The sequence below is a fragment of the Amycolatopsis sp. NPDC114504 genome (assembly GCF_055633595.1).
Genome location: NZ_JBVKDU010000006.1, coordinates 636609 through 656437, shown reverse-complemented (window position 1 = coordinate 656437; position 19829 = coordinate 636609). Strand labels below are relative to the sequence as shown.

Genomic DNA, 19829 nt, shown 5'->3' with positions numbered 1-19829 from the left:
GTGGCTTTTCACCCCTTGAAGGTCGCGGGCATCGCGCGCCTGTGCGACGACGCGGTCGCGGTGACGTTCGACGTGCCCGCTTCTCTTGCGACGGAGTACGACTTCAAACCGGGCCAGTCGCTGACCCTGCGGCGTTCGATCGAGGGCCGCGACGAGCGCCGGTCGTACTCGATCTGCGCGGCGGCGGGCACGGCACCCCGGGTCGGCGTCCGCCTGGTCCCGGACGGCCTGTTCTCGTCGTGGCTGGTGAACGAGGTCCGCGCGGGCGACACGATCGAAGTGGCCACGCCGACCGGGTCGTTCACCCCGGATCTGGCGGCGGGCGGCCACCACGTCCTGATCGCGGCGGGGTCGGGCATCACGCCGGTGCTGTCGATCGTGTCGTCGTTGCTGGCGACCCCGGACGCGACGGTGACGGTGCTCTACGGAAACCGCCGCACGGACACGGTGATGTTCGCGGACGAGCTGGCGGACCTGAAGGACCGCGCGCCGTCCCGCCTGGAGCTGATCCACGTGCTGTCGCGCGAGCCGCGCGAGGCGGAGCTGTTCACGGGCCGCCTGGACGTCCCGAAGCTGCGTTCGCTGTTTTCCTCGCTGATCCCGGTGTCCTCCGTGGACCACTGGTGGCTGTGCGGCCCGTTCGAGATGGTGACGGGGGCGCAGGAGCTGCTGGCTTCGCTGGAGGTCCCGGCTTCGCGGGTCCACCAGGAGCTGTTCTACGTGGACACCCCACCGGACCCGGTCGCCCACCTGGACCCGGCGGTGGCGGGGGAGTCGTCGGAGGTTTCGGTGGTCCTGGACGGCCGCTCGTCGACGATGACGTTGCCGCGGTCGTCGTCGGTGCTGGACGGCGCCCAGAAGTTCCGGCCGGACCTGCCGTTCGCCTGCAAGGGCGGCGTGTGCGGCACGTGCCGGGCCCGGGTGACGGAGGGGAAGGTCGACCTGCGGCGGAACTTCGCGCTGGAAAAGGCGGAGGTGGAAGCGGGGTTCGTGCTGACGTGCCAGTCGTACCCGGTCTCGGAGACGATCACGGTGGACTTCGACGCTTAGGACCCGGCGTTGCCCACAGGCTAATCACCTGTGGGCAACGCCATTGGTTGCGTTACTACTCACCGCCACCGGACGCTGGTTCCCGGGCCGCCTTCTGTCGGCGCATCCGCCAGCGTTTACCCACGATGTAGGCGCCACGCGAGGCAGCGATTCCACCGAGACCGGCTGCCGACCAAGGGGCCGGTGACTTCCAGTTCATCAGCACCTCTACGTCGATGCCGTGGGCTACCAGAACCGCACCCATGAAGTAAACGGTGAGCAGAAGCACGACGGCGCGAAAGGTTCGACGATCGTCGTCGAGAATCCAGCATAATCTGCTCTTCGGCGGTTCCACTCGCTCCGCCGGAGGGGGTGCCGCGCCGGGCGGGCCAGCAGGGCCGGTTGCTACGGGGTGGTCGGAATGCACAGTGCCTCTCCAGAGCGTCTGAGGGCATGTCCGCTGTGAGCGGAAGCCCGATGTTGTTGCTGCTGGGCGAAACGAAGTGGGATGGATGCGTCTGGCCGCTCCTGACTTTGGGACCGATGGGACCTACGGCCGGTCGGGCTCGATGAGTGACCGGAGTTTTTCGCGGGTCTCCGCGTCGGTGGAGTACAGGATCACGCCGGTTCGAGCGCGGATCATCAGCGCGTAGTAGGTGCGCCGGATATAGGTGTGGAACAGCTTGTCGTCAGCTCGCCGTACCGCGGGATCGCGCGAGGCCTCGCGGTTCGCGATCCAGCCATCGCCGCGCCAGATCAGGTCCGGGCCGAGGATGACCCCCGTCCAGCCGAATTCGAACCCCTGGGCCGTGTAGATGTTGCCGACCTGCTCAGACCCGGCCGGGTCGACGGCCCACAGCGCGCTTGACGGCGCTCCGTTCACACCGCGGTCCCCTTTGACGGTCCACGGTCGTTCCCAGTCGCCGATCACCAGGTCGAGGGGTAGCGGCTGGTGAGGAACAGCATCCGACCAGGGCCAGCACATTCCCGCGACCAGGCGCGCTGAGTGGCCGTGCTCCGCTTCGGCGGCCAGCCGGTCTTCCAGCTCTTGGGGCGTGGAGGCGGTGGTGAGGGTGAACCCGGTTGTCCTCGGCCAGGTCGTTGCCCCCAACCGGTTTTCGTCGAGTCCGAGCAAACGCCGAGCCCAAACGTCGTACTCCGGGTTCCCGTCTGCCCGGAATTGTCCATCAAGGTCGATGTGGTGGACGGGCCAGCCGTGCCTGATCGCCGTCGACTCGATCAGCTCGGCCGTGCCTGTCTCCCCAGGACGGACGATCTGGTGGGGATCGACCAGGAAGACCGTCACCCGAGCAGCCTGCATCAGCTCTTCCACTTGGGAAGTCCGTGTGCGAGATTCACGTGGTGTGTAGCGATTCGCCGAGCTGGCGCGGATTCGCTGGGCTTCGTCGCAGATAAGGACGTCGAGCCCGTCGGGCTCGGCTCCGATGAAGCTGTTGAAGTAGCCGAACAGGTTTTTCGTACCCGGCGCGCGGGAAGCAGTCAGTTTCCGCAGGCTGGTCGTGAACGCTCTCGAACCGGTGGCGTGCCGCACGGAGCAGCCGCTTCGGTGAAGCTCACCCAGCAGTGAGACGGAGAGCAGGCTTTTCCCGGTTCCCGCTCCTCCTGACACCACGACGATTTCTTTGGTGCCGCTGTCGACGGCGCGTCGCAGGGCAGCCAGGATCAGCGAGTACGCGCTTTGCTGTTCACCCAGCAGGACGAATTGGCCTCCCTGCCCGATCTCCTCCGCAACGGAGGTCGATAACTGACGAGCGGGAGTGTTATCGCTCTGCATGAGCAGTTCCGTGCTCTTCCGCGTGGGATCGGCGGCGAGCCGCGACCGCAGGAAAGCGCGTAAAGCGACCTGGTCTTCACCGGTGAAGAGGCGTTCATGTTGTTGCGGCTTGCTTGCCGCCTGCGGAAGGTAAGCGAGCCCGGTCACGACAGCGGGGTGTTCCGCCGAGGCCGGAAGGTAGTCGGCGAGATACCGGGCGTATTGCTCGGCTCGTTCGACCGGGGTGAGGCCCGTCGTGCTCCAGCCGGTGTCAGTACTGGTCCAGGTCTTGATCTCGACGACGGCGTACGAGGGGGAACCGGTGTTCGGATCGACACCGCACACGATCAGATCGGGCTCGTGGCTGGTGTGCGGCAATCGGTGCTCGCGGAGGACATCCGCGGAGCCGAGGCCTGCCTCGACGAGTTCGCGTGCGAAAAGCTGAAAGGCGGCCTCATAGGGCGACCGCGCTTCGGTGGCCTCAGCCAGCGTCTGCGAGTCGGAACGCAGAGTCGTCATGTATAGCTCCATACAGTGTTGGCGTGTCCGCGAACGGAAGCCAGGAGTTTGTATGTCGAAGGCATCCTAGCCGTACGTGACGAAGAGCGATACCGGCTCGCCTGGCAGCCATGGCCCCGAGCGGCGCCTTCGGGCGATTGTGTCCGGCATCCGGTTCAGCGCGTTCGACGGCGGCGGCGCCGTCCGCGGGGTTGCGGCGAGCCGTCCTCCGACTCGGCGTCGGGACTGGACGACGGGTCTGTCAGGCCCAGCATCTCCGCCGCCAGCTGCTGAGAGCTCGCGAACATCCCGCTCGGCGCCTCGCTCGCCCGCCTCAGCGCCGCCGGGCGGAGGCGGTTGTAGCCCCGGACCGTCACCGGCCTGCGCTGCCGCAGTTCGTACGCCTTCTCCTCCGCAAGCTCCGAAGCCAGCTCGCGGTCCACCAGGATCGTGCCCGGGCGGGCCACCGAGGTCAGGCGGGCCGCCAGGTTGACCACCGAGCCGTACACGTCGCCGAAGCGCGACAGGATCCGGCCCGACGCCATGCCCGCGCGGACCGCCGGCAGGCTCTCGTCCGCCGATGTGCGCTCCGTCAGCGCCAGGGCGATCTCCGCCGCGTCGACCGCCGCGTCCGCCACGAACAGGACCTCGTCGCCGATCATCTTCACCACGCGGCCGTGGTGCTCGGCGATCGTCTCCGTCGCCAGCAGCTCGAACGCGTCGAGGACCCGGCTGAGCTCTTCCTCGTCGATCTGGCGCGTCAGGCGCGTGTAGCCGACCATGTCGACGAACCCGACCACCTGGGTGCGCGCCTCCAGGCTCTCGTCCGGCGCCGCGAACGCCCGGCCGGCGTACGCCGCCAGGTGCCGGCGCCAGACGAAGTTCTGCACCCGCTCGAGCTCCGGCAGCAGCCGGTCGACCAGCCGGGCCACCTGACGCTCGCTGCGTCCCAGCTCCGGCTGCTCCTTGATCAGCTGCCAGAGCATGTCGACCTGCCACTCGGCCAGCCGCGACAGGTGCTGGCCGAGCGCGCGCGTCACCGACACCTCGATGCTCGGGTCGATCAGCCCCGACTGGACCAGCTGGTCCGCCGTCCGCATCGCCTCGACGTCCGCGTCGGTGAAGACGACCTCGTCGTCGGGCACCGTCGCGAACCCCAGCGCGCGCCAAAGCCGGCGTGACCGCTCTTCGGGCACGCCGGCTTTTTCGGCCACTTCGAGCCGCGTGTACTTCCGCCTGCCGCCGAGCAGGACGCGTTCGAGCCGCTGCTGGAGCTCTTCGCTCGAATCGGTCACGAGCTCAGGTCGTGTGGACGATCAGCACGTCCACGCCGGACTTGCGCGCCACCTCCGACGGCACCGAGCCCAGGATCCGGCCGGCGATCGTGTTCAGCCCGCGGTTGCCGACCACCAGCAGGTCGGCCTCGCGTTCGTGCACGACCTTGCGCAGCGAGTCGACGGGGTCGCCCTTCACCGCGAGCGTGTCGATCTTCTCGGCCCCGGCGCGCACCGCACGGTCGCGCGCCGACTGCAGCGTGTCCTCGGCCGGCGCCGACCCGACGACCTGGTACGCCTCGTCGCCGAGGACGTCCTGGGCCTTGTCGACGTCGGTCTTGCTGGCCGGGTAGAACGCACACGCGATGACGAGCGTGGCGCCCGCGTCGCCGGCCACCGCCGCCGCGCGGTCCACCGCGGCGAACGAGGACTCCGAGCCGTCCGTGCCCACCACCACGGTCCGATATGCCGCACCCATGCGCAAAACCTCCACGTGATCCCGCGTGAGCAGGGACGATAGCCGAGCGTGCCGGCTCGTCCGCGCCGTGTCGGGTGGAAGGTTACTCGCCAGTCGCTTTCCGCGCTCCGCTTGGCCGCGGAGTGGGTTTCGGAGCCGGCTTCGGGGTCGGCTTGGGGGCCTGCTGCGGCTTCGGGACGTCGGACGCCTTGATCCGGATGGTCTCCTCGACGTCACCCACCGGCGTCGTCTTCCCGGTGTCGGCGTCCGCCTTCAGGTCTTCGGCCTTCAGGTCCGCGGTGACGTCCGCGGGCACCTTGACGTCGTCGCCGAGGACGGTGTGGGCCTCGGCCAGCACCGCGCGCGCGGCGCGGACCTGCTCGGCCAGCCCGCCGCGCACCTTGCGCAGGCTGTCGACGCGCTCGTTGGCCTGGGTGATCCGCCGGTTCGACTCCTCGGTCGCCGTCGTCACGCGGCGCCGCGCCTCGTCGGCGGCCTCCGCGAGCCGGGCGTTCGCCTCGTTGATCGAGTCCTGACGGCGCTTGTTCGCGTCCGCGACCGACTCCCGCTGCCGGCGGTCGATCTCGGCCTTGGCGGTCGTCTCCTCGTCGAGGATCTTCGCGCGGATGTCGGCGGCGTCCTGCGTCGCTTCCTGGACGCGGCGCGCGGCCTCGGCCTTGCTCGCCGCCTCCTGTTCGGCCAGCACTCGCATCGCCTCGGTGCGGCGCGCGGCCATCGCGATCTCGAAGTCTTCTTCGACCTTCGTGCGACGTTCCGACGACTCGGTGTCGAGCTTCGTGCGCTCGGCCTCGGCCTTGTCGGTGATCTCCTTGGCCTGCGCGCGGGCGTCCTCGAGCACCTTGCGGTGCTCCGCCTCCATCTCCTTGCGCCGCAGGTCGAGCTCGGTGAGCAGCTGCTCGTAGCGGGCACGCATGGCGCTCGCGTCCGTCTCGGCCTTGGCCCGGATGTGCCCGGCCTCGGCTTCGGCGCGGGCGCGCGTGTCGGCGGATTCGTCCTGCGCGAGGCGCAGCATCCGCTGAAGACGTTCGGAGAGGCCTTCGACGCTCGTCGGCGGCTGGGCGAGCCGGTCGACCTGCCCGCGCAGGTCCGCGATCTCCCCGCGCGCGATCTCCAGCTGCCGCGCCAGGTCGCCGGACTGCGCGATGGCCGCGTCCCGGTCGGCGGTGAGCATCTTGAGGTCGCCGTCCAGCCGCTCGAGGTGCTCGTCGACCTGCGCTCGGCTGTACCCGCGCTTCGCCACGTCGAAGCCGGCTCCCAGCGGCACAAGCTCCCGTTCATCGCCAAGGCTCATGCGCCTACCGTAGTCGCAGCCGGGTCACGGAAGGGTGAGCACCCGTGCGGTGCGCCGAACGTGCCCTGTGATGCGGCGAAGGGATCTTGCCGGATCCGGGCCCATCCCGGTGGATTCCGACGCCGGGAGCGGGAGCCGCCCCCGGCGTCGTGGATCAGGCGCCGTCGATCAGGCGTCGTCGATCGTGCGCTGTCGATCAGGCGCTGTGCATCAGGCGCCGCGGAACGCGTTGATCCCCTCGATGTGCTTCGCGCGCTTCTCCTCGTCGCGGACGCCGAGGCCTTCCTGCGGGGCGAGCGCGAGCACGCCGACCTTGCCCTGGTGGGCGTTGCGGTGGACGTCCAGCGCGGCCTGCCCGGTCTCTTCGAGCGAGTACGTCTTCGACAGCGTCGGGTGGATGAGGCCCTTCGAGATCAGCCGGTTCGCCTCCCAGGACTCGCGGTAGTTCGCGAAGTGGGAGCCGATGATCCGCTTCAGGTTCATCCACAGGTAGCGGTTGTCGTACTGGTGCATGTACCCCGAGGTCGACGCGCACGTGACGATCGTCCCGCCCTTGCGCGCGGCGTAGACGGACGCGCCGAACGTCTCCCGGCCCGGGTGCTCGAACACGATGTCCGGGTCGTCGCCGCCGGTCAGCTCGCGGATCTTCGCGCCGAAGCGCTGCCACTCCTTCGGGTCCTGCTCGGTCTCGCTCTTCCAGAACCGGTAGGCCTCGGCGCTGCGGTCGATGATCAGCTCGGCGCCGAGCTTGCGGCAGATCGCCGCCTTCTCGGGGCTCGAGACGACGCACACGGGGATGGCGCCGCCGTTCAGCGCGTACTGCGTCGCGTAGGAGCCGAGGCCGCCCGAGGCGCCCCAGATCAGGACGACGTCGCCCTGCTTCATGTCCGCGCCGTTGCGCGAGACGAGCTGGCGGTAGGCGGTGGAGTTGACCAGCCCGGGGGAGGCGGCTTCCTCCCAGGTCAGGTGGTCCGGCTTCGGCATCAGCTGGTTGGCCTTGACCAGCGCGATCTCGGCGAGGCCGCCGAAGTTCGTCTCGAAGCCCCAGATCCGCTGCTCGGTGTCGAGCATCGTGTCGTTGTGCCCGTCCGGGCTCTCGAGCTCGACGTTCAGGCAGTGCGCGACCACCTCGTCGCCCGGCTTCCAGTTGTGCACGCCGACACCGGTGCGCAGCACGACGCCGGACAGGTCGGACCCGACTACGTGGTAGGGCAGGTCGTGCCGCTTGGCCAGCGGCGAGAGCTTCCCGTACTTCTTCAGGAACTTGAACGTGGGGATCGGTTCGAAGATCGACGTCCACACGGTGTTGTAGTTGATGGCGCTCGCCATCACGGCGACCAGCGCCTCGCCCGGGCCCAGCTCGGGCACCGGGACGTCGTCGAGGTGCAGCGACTTGCGCGGGTCCTTGTCCCGGCTCTCGAGGCCCTCGAACATGTCGACCTCGTCGGCCCGCACGGTCACCCCGCGGTAGCTCTCGGGCACGGGCAGGGAGCCGACCGCGGCGGACTCGCCGTTCAGGATGGCTTGCTGGATCTCGCCGAGCTGCGTCATCGGTTCCTCCGCGGAGATGGGGGTCAACGGCGTTGGCGGCAGAAATTACTCGCCGGTAACTCGCGCACACAACTGTACGAGACGGACAGCACGATTACACGTCGAACTGTGACCGACCAGTCTTGACCGGCTGGCCAGTCAAGCGGATCATCGGCCGTGGGAACACCCACCCGACCAGCAGTTTCACCGACGGAGGTGAGCACGAATGAGTGAAGTCTCTACGCGCGCATGGACCCGGCCCCACGATTGGGCCGAGGTCGTCATCGGGGTCGTCGCCGCTCTTTCACCCCTTTGGCTGAGCATGGACACGACCGCGATGTGGACGATGGTCGTCCTGGGCGCCTTGATCGCACTCGACGGACTGGTCTCCCTGGCCATGCCCGGCATGGTCTACGGCGAGGGCATCCAGATCGCACTCGGCGTGCTGCTCTTCATCGCGCCGTGGGTGATGGGGTACACCGAGTTCAACGGCGCGTCCTGGACGTCCTGGATCGCCGGGGTGCTGACGGTCATCGCCGGCGCGGCGGCGATGCCGGTCGCGAGCGCCGCGCACCGCACGGCAGGCCAGCACTGAGCGACCAGGAGGCACCCGCATGACCGAGGATTCGGCGAAGGAGCGCATTCTCCGCGCCGCCGAGGCGCTCTTCGCCGAGTCCGGCTTCGACGCCACCCCGACCTCTCGCATCGCCGAGCGGGCCGGGGTGCCGAAGGGGCTGGTGCACTACTACTTCCGGCACAAGGCGGACCTGCTCACCGCGCTCGTCGAGCGGCTGCCCGACGAGCGCATCGAGCCGGCCGTGGTCGTCGTCCCCGGCGACCTCGTGGGCAGCCTGCGGCGGCTGGTCCGCGAGCTCGACCACCGCTTCAGCCGGTCGCTCGGGCTCTCGCACCTGCTGTGGCGCGAGGCCGACACCCACCACGTCGTCCGCGACGCCCTCCACGAGCGCTTCCAGGTGCTCGTGCGCCAGGTCCGCGCGGTGATCCTGGCGGCGACGGGCGGCGGCGTCCCGGCGGCCGACATCGACCGCGCGTCGGGCCTGCTGGCCCGCGCGGTCAGCCACCGGCACGCCACGGCCCGCCACTCGGACGACGACCTGCCCGCCGAGTTCGACGGCGAACTGACGTTCATCGCCGACGCCCTCGTGTCGAAGACCTCGCCGGCCTAGCCCCTGTTCTTGGCCCTGTTCTTGGCACGGACGTGCGGCCCCGGCGCGCGGAAGTCGTTACGCCGGAACGGGTCGGCGGTGCTCAGTGCGCGGCGCCGTCCTTGGCCGGCTCGACCAGCTCCACCAGCACGCCGCCCGCGTCCTTCGGGTGGATGAAGTTCACCCGGCTGTTCGACGTGCCGCGCTTGGCCGCGTCGTACAGCAGGCGCAGGCCCTGCTCGCGCAGTGCCGCCGACGCCGCGTCCACATCGGACACGCGGTACGCCAGCTGCTGCAACCCCGGGCCGCTCCTGGCCAGGAACTTGCCGATCGCCGAGTCGTCGCGCAGCGGGGCGAGCAGCTGGATCTGCGTCTCCGTGCCCGCCGTACCGGGCGCGCGCAGCATCGCCTCTCGCACTCCCTGCTCCTCGTTCACCTCCTCGTGCGCCACTTCCAGGCCGAAGTGCGTGCGGTGGAACTCGATGGCCGCGTCCAGGTCCGGGACCGCGATGCCGACGTGGTCGATGGCCGTCACGAACGGCCGCAGGGCGTCATCCATGGGGGCAGGATAGGGGGCGCCCGCCCGGCGTTCTCCCAGAATCGTCGCGTGCCCCGCCTCACACTGGCTCCATCAAGAAGCCCGCCCTCCGGGTATGGTCGGAAAAACTGCCCATGCGCCGAAGCTTGGAGGACGCCGTGTCCGGTTCCGTGATCCTGGGTGCCGCCCGTACACCGATCGGGCGCCTGCTCGGATCCCTCAAGGACTTCACGGGGGCACAGCTGGGCGGGGTCGCGATCAAGGCGGCCCTCGAACGCGCCGGGGTCTCGCCGGACGCGGTGCAGTACACGATCATGGGCCAGGTGCTGACGGCCGGCGCCGGCCAGATCCCGGCCCGCCAGGCCGCGGTCGCCGCGGGCATCCCGATGAGCGTGCCCGCCCTGACGATCAACAAGGTCTGCCTTTCGGGCCTCGACGCCATCGCGCTCGCCGACCAGCTGATCCGCGCCGGCGAGTTCGACATCGTCGTCGCCGGCGGCCAGGAGTCGATGACCCAGGCACCGCACCTGCTGCCCAAGTCCCGCTCCGGCTTCAAGTACGGCGACACCACGCTCGTCGACCACATGGCCTACGACGGCCTCTTCTGCGCCTTCGACCAGGTGGCCATGGGCTCCTCGACGGAGAAGTACAACTCCCGCTACGGACTCACCCGCGAGCAGCAGGACGCGTTCTCCGCCCGCTCGCACCAGCGCGCGGCCGAGGCGATCAAGAACGGCTGGTTCGCCGACGAGATCGCGCCGGTCTCCATCCCGCAGCGCAAGGGCGACCCGGTGGTCTTCGACACCGACGAAGGCGTCCGCGCCGACACGACCGCCGAAGGCCTCGCCAAGCTGCGTCCCGCCTTCGCCTCCGACGGCACCATCACCGCGGGCTCGGCCTCGCAGATCTCCGACGGTGCCGCCGCGGTCGTCGTGGCCAGCAAGGCGAAGGCCGAGGAGCTCGGCCTCACGGCGATCGCCGAGATCGGTGCGCACGGCGTCGTCGCGGGGCCGGACGCCAGCCTGCACGAGCAGCCGTCGAACGCGATCCTCGCCGCGCTGGCGAAGGCGAACCTCGGCGCCGACGCGCTCGACCTCGTCGAGATCAACGAGGCCTTCGCCGCGGTCGGGCTCGTCTCGACCGAGAAGCTCGGCCTCGATCCGGAGAAGGTCAACGTCAACGGCGGGGCCATCGCGCTCGGCCACCCGATCGGCGCTTCCGGGGCCCGGCTCGCCGTGCACCTGATCCACGAGCTGCGCCGCCGCGGTGGCGGGCTCGGCGCGGCCGCGCTGTGCGGTGGCGGCGGCCAGGGCGACGCCCTCCTGCTGCGGGTGCCGTCGGCGTAAGTGGCCGGTGCACTCGACCTCGACGACCTGGTCGGCCGCGCGCGGGACGGGCAGCCCCGTGCCGTCGCGCGGCTGCTGTCGCTCGTCGAGGACGCCCATCCCCGCGTCGCCGAGATCGCCCGGGCGCTGACCCCGCACACCGGGCGGGCCCGGGTGGTCGGGCTCACCGGACCGCCGGGTGTCGGCAAGTCGACTTCGACGTCGGCCCTGCTCACCGCGTTGCGCGCGGCGGGCAAGCGGGTCGGGGTGCTGGCGATCGACCCGTCTTCGCCGTTTTCGGGCGGGGCGCTGCTCGGCGACCGGATCCGGATGACCGAGCACGCCACCGATCCCGGCGTGTTCATCCGTTCGATGGCCACGCGCGGACACCTCGGCGGGCTGTCGTGGGCGACCCCGCAGGCGGTGCGCGTGCTCGACGCCGCCGGCTTCGACGTGGTGCTGATCGAGACGGTCGGCGTCGGACAGTCCGAAGTGGACGTCGTGAAGCTGGCCGACACCACGGTGGTGCTGCTCGCGCCGGGCATGGGTGACGGCATCCAGGCCGCGAAGGCCGGGGTGCTCGAGATCGCCGACGTCTTCGTCGTGAACAAGGCCGACCGCGAGGGCGCGGACGCGACGGTGCACGACCTCAAGCAGATGATCTCGCTGGCGCGCCGGGAGATCCGGGGCGCGAGCTGGCGCCAGCCGATCGTGCGGACGGTGGCGGCGAAGGGCGAAGGCGTCGACGAAGTCGTGGCGGCGCTGGCCGCGCACCACGCCTGGCTGGTGGAGCACGACGAGCTGGCCCGGCGCCGGGTGGCGCGAGCCCGCGACGAGGTCGAGGCCATCGCCGTGCGGCGGTTGCGGGCCGAGCTCGCGGACCTGCGGGGCGGGGGACGGCTGGCCGGGGTGGCCGAGCGCGTCGTCGCACGGGAGATCGATCCGTTCGCCGCCGCGGATGAGCTGATCGCGGACCTGCGGGAGTAGCGCGGCCCGGACCGCCGACGCGAGCCGCGTGAGCAGAAACCGTGCCACGGCAACGGGTCTTCGCCGGAATGTCATGACGCTCTCCCCTCGGGTGCGGCGGGTTTGCCGCGTGCTGACCATCGTGCGCCGGGGGTCCGACAGTTTCGGGGGTTCCGGCGTCGAGGTTCACCCGACCGCGTGACGCGAGCGACTTTCGCCGGTTCTTGTTGTCGGTGCCGGGCCCTAGACTGCGGGGCGCTCCGGAACCGGGCGATCACTGGGAGGGCGTGCAGGATGAAGAAGACACTCGTCACCGCGCTGGCGGTCGGCGCGTTGTTCGTGGCCGGCAACGGCGTCGCCACCGCGGCCGACGCGCCGCCGCCGAAGACGACGCACGGGCCTTGCCAGTACACCGAAACCCCGGACGAACCGGCGTCGCGGCCGGTGCCGCTGCCGCCCGACCCGCGGCACACGCCGAGCCACGGCAAGGTCGACGTCGCCGTCCCGACCAGCCAGGGCGCGCTGCCGCTTCGGCTCGACCGCGCGAAGGCGCCGTGCACCGTGCAGAGCTTCCTGCACCTGGCGAACCACCGGTTCTACGACCACACGGTGTGCCACCGGCTGACGTCCTACCCGACGTTGAAGGTCCTGCAGTGCGGCGACCCGAGCGCGACCGGCGAGGGCGGGCCGGGCTACAAGTACAAGGACGAGCTGCCGGTGGACCTGCCGCCGTCGCCGACCGACCCGACCGGCGCGCGCAAGGTGTACGCGCGCGGGTTGCTGGCGATGGCCAACGCGGGGCCGGACACGAACGGCTCGCAGTTCTTCGTCGTGTACGGCGATTCCGCGCTGCGGCCGAACTACACGGTGTTCGGCACGGTCGGGGCCCAGGGGCTGAAGACCCTGGACCGAGTGGCCGCGGGCGGGATCGTGCCGACCGCGGACGACCCGGCGCCGGTCGACGGGACGCCCGCGCTGCGGACGGAACTGCTCCGCGTCCGGCCTGACTGCTGGTTCTGACGGTGAAGGCGGGCCACTCCCGGTTCGGGGGTGGCCCGCTCGGGGCATCACACGTGATTGAGGGGGCATCACGTGTGTCTGGGGAGGCATCACGTGTGATTGGAGGGGCATCACACGTGATTGGGTGGGTCTGGGGGTTAGGACGTGATTTCCCAGAGGGCCTCTATCAGGGTCTGGGTTGCGCCGGCGAAGGCGTGTTTTGGCGTTGCCGCGTAGCCGACTATCAGGCCGCCGGGGCCGTTGGGGGTCATCCAATAGTCCGTCAGGCCCTCTAGGCCGAGTGCGCGGCGGCCGCAGGCCGCCATGGCCGTCGCCTCGGACGGGCCGTCGGGCGGGAGCATCAGGAGCAAGTGGAGGCCCGCCGCGATGCCTTGGGGGCGGACCGAATCCGGGAGGGCAGCCATGAGACGCGCGCGGCGGGAGCGGTACTCCGCGCGGCTGCGGCGGATGTGCTGGTCGTACGCGCCCGAGTCGATCAGCTCGGCCAGCGCCAGCTGGTTCAGCGTCGCCGGCCGGGAGCCGCTGCCGGCCATCGCCGCGCGGACCGGCTCCACCAGCGTCCGCGGCAGCACCAGCCACGCCAGCCGCAGGGCCGGGGCCAGGGTCTTGCTCGCCGTCCCCGCGTAGATCACCCGCTCCGGTGCCAGCGCCTGCAGCGCCCCGACCTGCTGGCGGTCGAAGCGGAACTCGCCGTCGTAGTCGTCCTCCAGCACGAACGCCCCCGAGCGGGCCAGCTCGGCGCGGCGGTGCGGGGCCAGCGTGACGCCGGTGGGGTACTGGTGCGCCGCCGTCACGACCACCGCCGGACTGTCCAAAGCGGACACGTCGAGGCCGTGCTCGTCCACCGGGACGCCGACGACCCGCTGGCCCTGCGCCGCCGCGATCGAGCGGTACATGTCCAACGACGGGTTCTCGAACGCCATTTCGCCGACGCCGAGCGAGGAAAGGGCCCGGGACACGACGGCGATGGCGTGCGAATACCCGTGGCACACCACGATCCGCTCCGGGTCCGCGACCACCCCGCGGGCGCGGGCGAGGTAGCCGGCCAGGGTGTCCCGCAGCTCGGGCGCGCCCAGCTCCGACTCGTAGCCGAACGCCGACGCCGGGGTCCGCAGCAGGGCGCGGCGGGTCGCGGTGATCCACGCCTGGCGGGGGAACGCCGTCAGGTCCGGGCGTCCCGGCCGCAGGTCCCAGCGCGGCGCCGGCTCTCGAGGCGCCGGCCGCGGTGCGGACTGGGGCAGCGAGCCCGCCGTCGCCACGCGGGTCGGCGCGCCCTGAGCCGTGCGCAGGTACCCCTCGGCCGCCAGGTCGGCGTACACCCGCGTGACCGTGCCGCGGGCGATACCCAGGTCGTGGGCCAAGGAACGGGTCGACGGCACCGCCGCGTCCGCCTGCCAGCGGCCCTCGCGGATGGCCGCGCGGATCGCGTCCGCGAGGCCGCCGCGGCCGGTCGAAGGGTCCCAGCCGAGGTGGACGTCGAGCCCGGAACTGGACCACGAATCCGTCATGTGACTGGACCATACCCGTGGACCAGTTCGGACTAGCGTGGACGGCATGACGAAGCGAATCGGACTCGGGCGCGCGCCCGAGATCTACCAGGCGATGGCGAACCTGCAGGCCGAGGTCGAGAAGGCCGCCGCGAACGCGGGCGTCGACCCGAAGCTCCTCGAACTGGTGAAGATGCGGGCCTCCCAGCTCAACGGCTGCGCGTACTGCCTCGACATGCACAGCCGCGACGCCCTCGAGCTGGGCGAGTCGGCCCGCCGGCTGTTCGTGCTCGCCGGCTGGCGCGAGACCGACCTGTTCACCGAAGAGGAAGAGGCCGCCCTCGTCCTCACCGAGGCGATGACCAAGCTCTCGGCGACCCAGAGCGTGCCCGACGACGTCTACGAGCAGGCGACGAAGGTGCTCACCGAAGACCAGTACCGGGCGATCGCGTGGGAGATCATCGCGATCAACAGCTGGAACCGCATGGCGGTCACCTCCCACAGCCCGCTCCCGAAGCGCGACGCGTGAGCGCCGCCGGGCTCAAGGCGCTGCACGTCCCCGGCAAGCCGCTGGTGCTGCCGAACGCGTGGGACGCCGACACCGCGAGGCTCGTCGAGGCCGCCGGGTTCCCGGTCGTGGCGACCAGCTCGGTCGCCGTGGCGTCCGTGCTCGGCTTCCCCGACGGCGAGAAAACCCCGGTCGACGAGATGTTCGCGGCGGCCAAACGCATCGTGGCCGCCGTGCGGATCCCGGTGACCGTCGACGCCGAGTCGGGCTACGGCCTGTCCGGCGCCGAGCTGGCGGGGCGGCTGCTCGACGCCGGCGCCGTCGGCTGCAACTTCGAGGACACCGACCACGCCACCGGCGACGTGCGGCCGGTCGCCGAGCAGGCGGAGCGGATCGCCGCCCTGCGTGAGGCGGCGGGTGACGGCCTGGTGATCAACGCTCGCGTCGACTCGTTCCGCGGCGTCGATCCGAAGGACCACCTGGCCGACGGCATCGCCCGGGCGAAGGCCTACTTCGAGGCGGGCGCCGACTGCGTCTACCCGATCCACCTGCGCTCACCCGAGGTGCTCGCGGTGTTCGTGCAGGGGGTCGGCGGCGCTGTCAACGCGCCCGCGTGGCCGGGCAGCCCTGGCCTGGACGGTCTCGCCGAACTGGGCGTGGCGCGGATTTCGCTCGGCGGCGGGCTCTGGCAGTACGCCCGCAAGCACCTCGAAGCGACTCTCGCGAGCGTCGCCGAGGGGAAGCTGCCTTACTGACCGGGGAATGGCCGAAGGCCGCCGCGAGGATTACTCACGACGGCCTTCGGTGTCTTCGGGGGGTTAGTGCGCGACGGCCTTCTCGGCGCCCGCGCCGGTCAGGGAGCGGACCTCCATCTCGGCGTACTTCTTCTCGTCGTGCTCCTTGGACAGGATCGTGCCCAGCCAGCCCAGGATGAACGCGGCCGGGATCGAGACCAGGCCCGGGTTGCTCAGCGGGAACCAGGCGAAGTCCGCGGTCTTGATCATCGACGTGCTCTTGCCGGACACCGCCGGCGAGAACACGATCAGCACGATCGTGATGGCCAGGCCGCCGTAGATCGACCACAGCGCGCCCTGGGTGTTGAACCGCTTCCAGAACAGCGAATACAGGATCGTCGGCAGGTTCGCCGACGCCGCCACCGCGAAGGCGAGCGCCACGAGGAACGCGACGTTCTGCCCGTTGGCCAGGATGCCACCGCCGATCGCGAGCGCGCCGATCACCACCGCGGTGATCCGGGCGACCTTGACCTCCGAGTTCGGCGACGTCTTGCCCCGCTTGATGACGTTCGCGTAGACGTCGTGCGCGAAGGACGCGGACGCTGTGATCGTCAGGCCGGCGACCACCGCGAGGATCGTGGCGAACGCGACCGCGGAGATCAGGCCCAGCAGCACCGGCCCGCCCAGTTCGAGCGCGAGCAGCGGCGCCGCGGAGTTGACCCCGCCCGGTGCCTTCTTGATCGTGTCCGGCCCGACCAGCGCACCGGCGCCGTAGCCGAGCACCAGCGTGAACAGGTAGAACACACCGATCAGCACGATCGCCCAGACCACCGAGCGGCGCGCGTCGCGGGCGGTCGGCACCGTGTAGAAGCGCATCAGGACGTGCGGCAGACCGGCCGTGCCCAGCACCAGCGCGATGCCGAGGGAGAAGAAGTCCAGCTTGGACGTTCCGGTGGCGCCGTACTGCTTGCCCGGGCCGAGCAGCGTCTCCCCGGCCTTGCCCGCCTTGTCGACGGCGGCCTGCAGCAGGCTGGAGAAGTTGAAGTTGTACTTGCCCAGCACCCACAGCGTGATCACGAGCGCGCCGACGATCAGCAGCGCGGCCTTGATGATCTGCACCCAGGTGGTGCCCTTCATACCGCCGATGAGGACGTAGGCGATCATGATGATGCCGACCACGGCGATCACGATGGCCTGCGCGCCACCGCCTTCGACGCCGAGCAGCAGCGCGACGAGACCGCCGGCGCCGGCCATCTGGGCCAGCAGGTAGAAGAAGGACACGATCAGCGTCGACGTCGCGGCCGCGGCCCGTACCGGGCGCTGCTTCATCCGGAACGCCAGCACGTCGCCCATCGTGAACTTGCCGGTGTTGCGCAGCAGTTCCGCGACCAGCAGCAGCGCGACGAGCCACGCGACCAGGAAGCCGATGGAGTAGAGGAAGCCGTCGTAGCCGTTGATGGCGATCGCGCCGGCGATGCCGAGGAACGACGCCGCCGAAAGGTAGTCACCCGAGATCGCGATGCCGTTCTGGGGACCGGTGAAGGCGCGGCCGGCGGCGTAGTAGTCCGACGCGGTCTTCGTGTTGCGGCTGGCGCGGAACACGATCACCAGCGTGATGAGGACGAAGGCGGCGAAGATGAGGATGTTGAGAAGCGGGTTGCTGCCTTCCACGCCCGCGGCGATGTTCGTCGTCATGCCTGCTCCTTCGCGGATTCGCCTTCGATGTCCTCACGGATCTTCTCGGCGACCGGGTCCAGCTTCCGGTTGGCGTACCGGACGTAGAGGCCGGTGATCACGAACGTCGAGACGAACTGCAGCAGGCCGAAGATCAAGCCGATGTTGACGTTGCCGAACACCTTCGTGCTCATGAAGCCGTGCGCGTAGTCCGCGAGGAGCACGTAGAGCAGGTACCAGATGAGGAAGACAGCCGTCATCGGAAAGACGAACCGGCGCAGGCGGCTGCGCAGCTCACGGAACTCGGTGCTTTCGTGCGCGCGTTCCCAGATGGTTTCTGACGTGTCCGGGGGCCCGCCGCCAGTGTCGGTCGTGCTCATCGCTGCTCCCTGCGACGTTGCGGAAAGTGACCTGCGACACCGTAGGGAGCTGTGAGTCTCGTGTGAAGATTCAGCGGTTCAACAGCCGGGCGAGACGACGAACGGTTGACGAACGGTCGCGCGGTCCGGCCGAACGGGGTTCGTCCAGGTGCAGGCGCAGCATCGCGGCCGTCGACCAGGTGGGTGGCCTGCCCCTCAGGGAGACCAACGCCATTACGCCGAACGCCAGCGGTACCGACCAGGGTGCCGGTTGCTGCACCAAGATCGCCACCCAGCCGCGCAGCGGTGGCCCGGCGAGGGCGTACAGGATCGAGCCGGACGACGCGACGAGCCCGGTCAGCACCCCGGCGATCCCGCCCGCCGCGGTCAGCCGCGGCCACCAGATGCCGAGCACGAGCAGCGGGCAGAACGTCGACGCGGCCACGGTGAAGCCCCACGTGACGAGCACCCCGGCGTCGAGCTCGGCCGACCGCAGCGCCAGCAGCACCATCACGCCGGCGACGCCGAACACGGCGATCCGCAGCCGGCGCAGGCCGCCGGGGACGAGGTCGTGCGCGATCGCGCCGGACATCACCAGCAGCAGCCCGAGCGACGTCGCCAGGAACGCGGCGAACGCGCCCGCGGTCAGCAACGCCGTGAAGAGGCCGCCGGCCCAGCCACTGTCCACTTGGTACGGCAGCGCGACGACGACGGTGTCCGTGGCGCCGGAGAGGTAGAGCCCCGGCACGAGGACGCGGCCGAGGACGCCGTAGACGCCGGGGAAGAGGTAGAAGATCCCCAGCAGGGCCACGGTGATCGCGGCGGTGCGGCGCGCGGCGCGGCCGTCCGGGCTGGTGTGGAAGCGCATGAGCACGTGCGGCAGGCCCATCGTGCCGAGCATCGTCGCGATGAGCACCGCCCACGTCCCGAGCAGCGGGTAGCCCTGGTCGCCGAGGTCGAGCAGCGGGCGCTGCCAGTCGTGCCCGCCGAGCGGGGCGCCGCCGCGCACGGCGGGGACCGCCGCGCCTTCGCCGAACACGACCTCGTCCTGGCTGTGCGCGGTGAATTCGCCGGGGGACAGGGTTTCCGCGACACCGTTGCGCCGCACGGCGGTCGGCTCGCGGATCTCCATGGTGACGTCGACCTCGAACTTCACCGGCGTCTCGCGGGCGAAGTGGGTGAACTCGACCGGGTTGAGCGCGTCGGTCCGGTTGACGGCGCCGGCCTGCAGCACCAGCCAGATCGCCGGGATCAGGAACAGCAGCAGCTTCAGCACGAACTGGAACGCCTGGACGTACGTCGCCGCGCGCATCCCGCCGAGGGCGAGGGTGATGCTGACCGCGGCGCCGGCCAGCACGACGCCGACCCAGTACGGCGTGCCGCCGACCGCGGTGAGCACCAGCCCGGCGGTGCGGAACTGCGGGACGACGTAGATGGTGCCGATCACCAGGACGACGACGGCGGCCAGGCGGCGCAGCGCCGGGGAGTTGAGCCGGGCTTCGGCGAAGTCGGGGACGGTCAGCGCGCCCGAGCGCCGCATCGGCGCGGCGACCAGCACGAGCATCGCGATGTAGCCGGCGGTGAAGCCGACCGGGTACCAGAGCGCCCCGATGCCGTCCTTGACCACGAGCCCCGCGACGCCCAGGAACGAGGCCGCGGACAGGTATTCGCCCGAGACGGCGGCCGAGTTCACCAGCGGTGAGATCCGCCGGGAGGCGACGAGGAAGTCCGACGTGGTGCGCATGGCGGCGACCCCGCGGACGCCGATGAGCAGCGTCACGAGCACGACCGGCGCGACGGCGAGTGCGACACCCACTAGCCGTCGTCCTCGAGGCGCTCGGCGCGGCGCAGCTGCCAGCGGGCCAGCAGCGCCATCGCCGGGTAGGGGAGGACCGCGATCATCAGCCAGGAGACCGGGATTCCCAGCAGCCGCAGGGTGTCCAGGCCCGGGAAGATCGCGAAGAGGCCGGGCAGGCCGAGGAGGAGGGCGAACATGAGGACGAGCGCGGGCACGCCGCGGCGGCGCTGGGCGCGGTAGAGGGCGGTGGCGCGCTGGGTGTCGCCGACGGGGAGGCGGGTCTGCCGCCAGCGGTGCCGCGAGCGGCGGCGGGCGTGGGCGAGCCGGGTCTGCGGGCTGGTGACGGCGACCCGGCGGATCTTGCTCATCGCTGGCCTGCC

Annotated in this window: 19 protein-coding genes; 8 read left to right on the top strand and 11 right to left on the bottom strand. The window is 70.6% G+C overall.

Annotation, left to right across the window (positions count from 1 at the left end; genetic code table 11):
* On the top strand, window positions 1-1050 hold the full coding sequence (gene paaE / locus ACZ7PG_RS44905) for a 1,2-phenylacetyl-CoA epoxidase subunit PaaE (RefSeq protein ID WP_470245316.1): 1050 nt from the start codon (window positions 1-3) through the stop codon (window positions 1048-1050).
* A gap of 529 nt (window positions 1051-1579) precedes the next feature.
* Here the strand turns inward: paaE and ACZ7PG_RS44900 are convergent.
* The 5 genes from ACZ7PG_RS44900 to ccrA form a co-directional block, all read right to left on the bottom strand.
* Entirely contained in the window at window positions 1580-3322 is a 1743-nt protein-coding gene (locus ACZ7PG_RS44900) for a DNA/RNA helicase domain-containing protein (protein WP_470245315.1), read from the bottom strand.
* Between the two features lie 155 nt (window positions 3323-3477).
* On the bottom strand, window positions 3478-4596 hold the full coding sequence (locus tag ACZ7PG_RS44895) for an adenylate/guanylate cyclase domain-containing protein (RefSeq protein WP_470245314.1): 1119 nt from the start codon (window positions 4594-4596) through the stop codon (window positions 3478-3480).
* Window positions 4597-4600: 4 nt separating this feature from the next.
* Window positions 4601-5053 carry a universal stress protein gene (locus ACZ7PG_RS44890; RefSeq protein ID WP_470245313.1) on the bottom strand — a complete coding sequence of 151 codons (453 nt, stop codon included), beginning with the start codon at window positions 5051-5053 and terminating at the stop codon, window positions 4601-4603.
* 82 nt (window positions 5054-5135) lie between these two features.
* Entirely contained in the window at window positions 5136-6317 is a 1182-nt protein-coding gene (locus tag ACZ7PG_RS44885; RefSeq protein WP_470245697.1) for a chromosome segregation protein, read from the bottom strand.
* Window positions 6318-6554: 237 nt separating this feature from the next.
* Window positions 6555-7895 (bottom strand): crotonyl-CoA carboxylase/reductase, encoded by a 1341-nt coding sequence (gene ccrA / locus ACZ7PG_RS44880; RefSeq protein ID WP_470245312.1) that lies wholly within the window; start codon window positions 7893-7895, stop codon window positions 6555-6557.
* A gap of 205 nt (window positions 7896-8100) precedes the next feature.
* Between ccrA and ACZ7PG_RS44875 the strand changes: the two genes are divergently transcribed.
* Window positions 8101-8469: an SPW repeat domain-containing protein gene (locus ACZ7PG_RS44875; RefSeq protein WP_470245311.1), complete on the top strand. Its 369-nt coding sequence runs from the start codon at window positions 8101-8103 to the stop codon at window positions 8467-8469.
* Between the two features lie 19 nt (window positions 8470-8488).
* Window positions 8489-9061 (top strand): TetR/AcrR family transcriptional regulator, encoded by a 573-nt coding sequence (locus ACZ7PG_RS44870; RefSeq protein ID WP_470245310.1) that lies wholly within the window; start codon window positions 8489-8491, stop codon window positions 9059-9061.
* An 82-nt stretch (window positions 9062-9143) separates the two neighbouring features.
* On the opposite strand, the gene mce is transcribed toward ACZ7PG_RS44870, so the two are convergent.
* Window positions 9144-9599: a methylmalonyl-CoA epimerase gene (gene mce / locus ACZ7PG_RS44865; protein WP_470245309.1), complete on the bottom strand. Its 456-nt coding sequence runs from the start codon at window positions 9597-9599 to the stop codon at window positions 9144-9146.
* A gap of 137 nt (window positions 9600-9736) precedes the next feature.
* Here mce and ACZ7PG_RS44860 point away from each other — a divergent pair, with 137 nt between their 5' ends.
* From ACZ7PG_RS44860 to ACZ7PG_RS44850, 3 genes are all read left to right on the top strand, one after another.
* Window positions 9737-10924, top strand: coding sequence for an acetyl-CoA C-acetyltransferase (locus ACZ7PG_RS44860; RefSeq protein WP_470245308.1), 1188 nt, complete (start codon window positions 9737-9739; stop codon window positions 10922-10924).
* Window positions 10925-11890, top strand: a complete 966-nt coding sequence (gene meaB / locus ACZ7PG_RS44855) for a methylmalonyl Co-A mutase-associated GTPase MeaB (RefSeq protein WP_470245307.1) — start codon at window positions 10925-10927, stop codon at window positions 11888-11890. It begins immediately after the preceding gene.
* A gap of 273 nt (window positions 11891-12163) precedes the next feature.
* Window positions 12164-12889, top strand: a complete 726-nt coding sequence (locus tag ACZ7PG_RS44850) for a peptidylprolyl isomerase (protein ID WP_470245306.1) — start codon at window positions 12164-12166, stop codon at window positions 12887-12889.
* Window positions 12890-13026: 137 nt separating this feature from the next.
* Here ACZ7PG_RS44850 and pdxR read toward each other — a convergent pair whose 3' ends face one another.
* Complete coding sequence (gene pdxR / locus ACZ7PG_RS44845; protein ID WP_470245305.1) at window positions 13027-14397, bottom strand: MocR-like pyridoxine biosynthesis transcription factor PdxR; 1371 nt, start codon at window positions 14395-14397, stop codon at window positions 13027-13029.
* A gap of 46 nt (window positions 14398-14443) precedes the next feature.
* Here pdxR and ACZ7PG_RS44840 point away from each other — a divergent pair, with 46 nt between their 5' ends.
* Both ACZ7PG_RS44840 and ACZ7PG_RS44835 read left to right on the top strand, forming a co-directional pair.
* Entirely contained in the window at window positions 14444-14905 is a 462-nt protein-coding gene (locus tag ACZ7PG_RS44840; RefSeq protein ID WP_470245304.1) for a carboxymuconolactone decarboxylase family protein, read from the top strand.
* Window positions 14902-15639, top strand: a complete 738-nt coding sequence (locus ACZ7PG_RS44835; protein WP_470245303.1) for an isocitrate lyase/PEP mutase family protein — start codon at window positions 14902-14904, stop codon at window positions 15637-15639. Before ACZ7PG_RS44840 ends, ACZ7PG_RS44835 begins: the two co-directional genes overlap by 4 nt.
* A gap of 63 nt (window positions 15640-15702) precedes the next feature.
* On the opposite strand, the gene ACZ7PG_RS44830 is transcribed toward ACZ7PG_RS44835, so the two are convergent.
* The 4 genes from ACZ7PG_RS44830 to ACZ7PG_RS44815 form a co-directional block, all read right to left on the bottom strand.
* Window positions 15703-17313, bottom strand: coding sequence for a solute symporter family protein (locus ACZ7PG_RS44830; protein ID WP_470245302.1), 1611 nt, complete (start codon window positions 17311-17313; stop codon window positions 15703-15705).
* On the bottom strand, window positions 17310-17672 hold the full coding sequence (locus ACZ7PG_RS44825) for a DUF485 domain-containing protein (protein ID WP_470245301.1): 363 nt from the start codon (window positions 17670-17672) through the stop codon (window positions 17310-17312). The genes ACZ7PG_RS44830 and ACZ7PG_RS44825 overlap by 4 nt, the downstream gene beginning before the upstream one ends.
* A gap of 70 nt (window positions 17673-17742) precedes the next feature.
* Window positions 17743-19467, bottom strand: a complete 1725-nt coding sequence (locus ACZ7PG_RS44820; RefSeq protein ID WP_470245300.1) for a sodium/solute symporter — start codon at window positions 19465-19467, stop codon at window positions 17743-17745.
* Window positions 19467-19817 (bottom strand): hypothetical protein, encoded by a 351-nt coding sequence (locus tag ACZ7PG_RS44815; RefSeq protein ID WP_470245299.1) that lies wholly within the window; start codon window positions 19815-19817, stop codon window positions 19467-19469. Before ACZ7PG_RS44815 ends, ACZ7PG_RS44820 begins: the two co-directional genes overlap by 1 nt.
* Window positions 19818-19829: the final 12 nt, after the last annotated feature.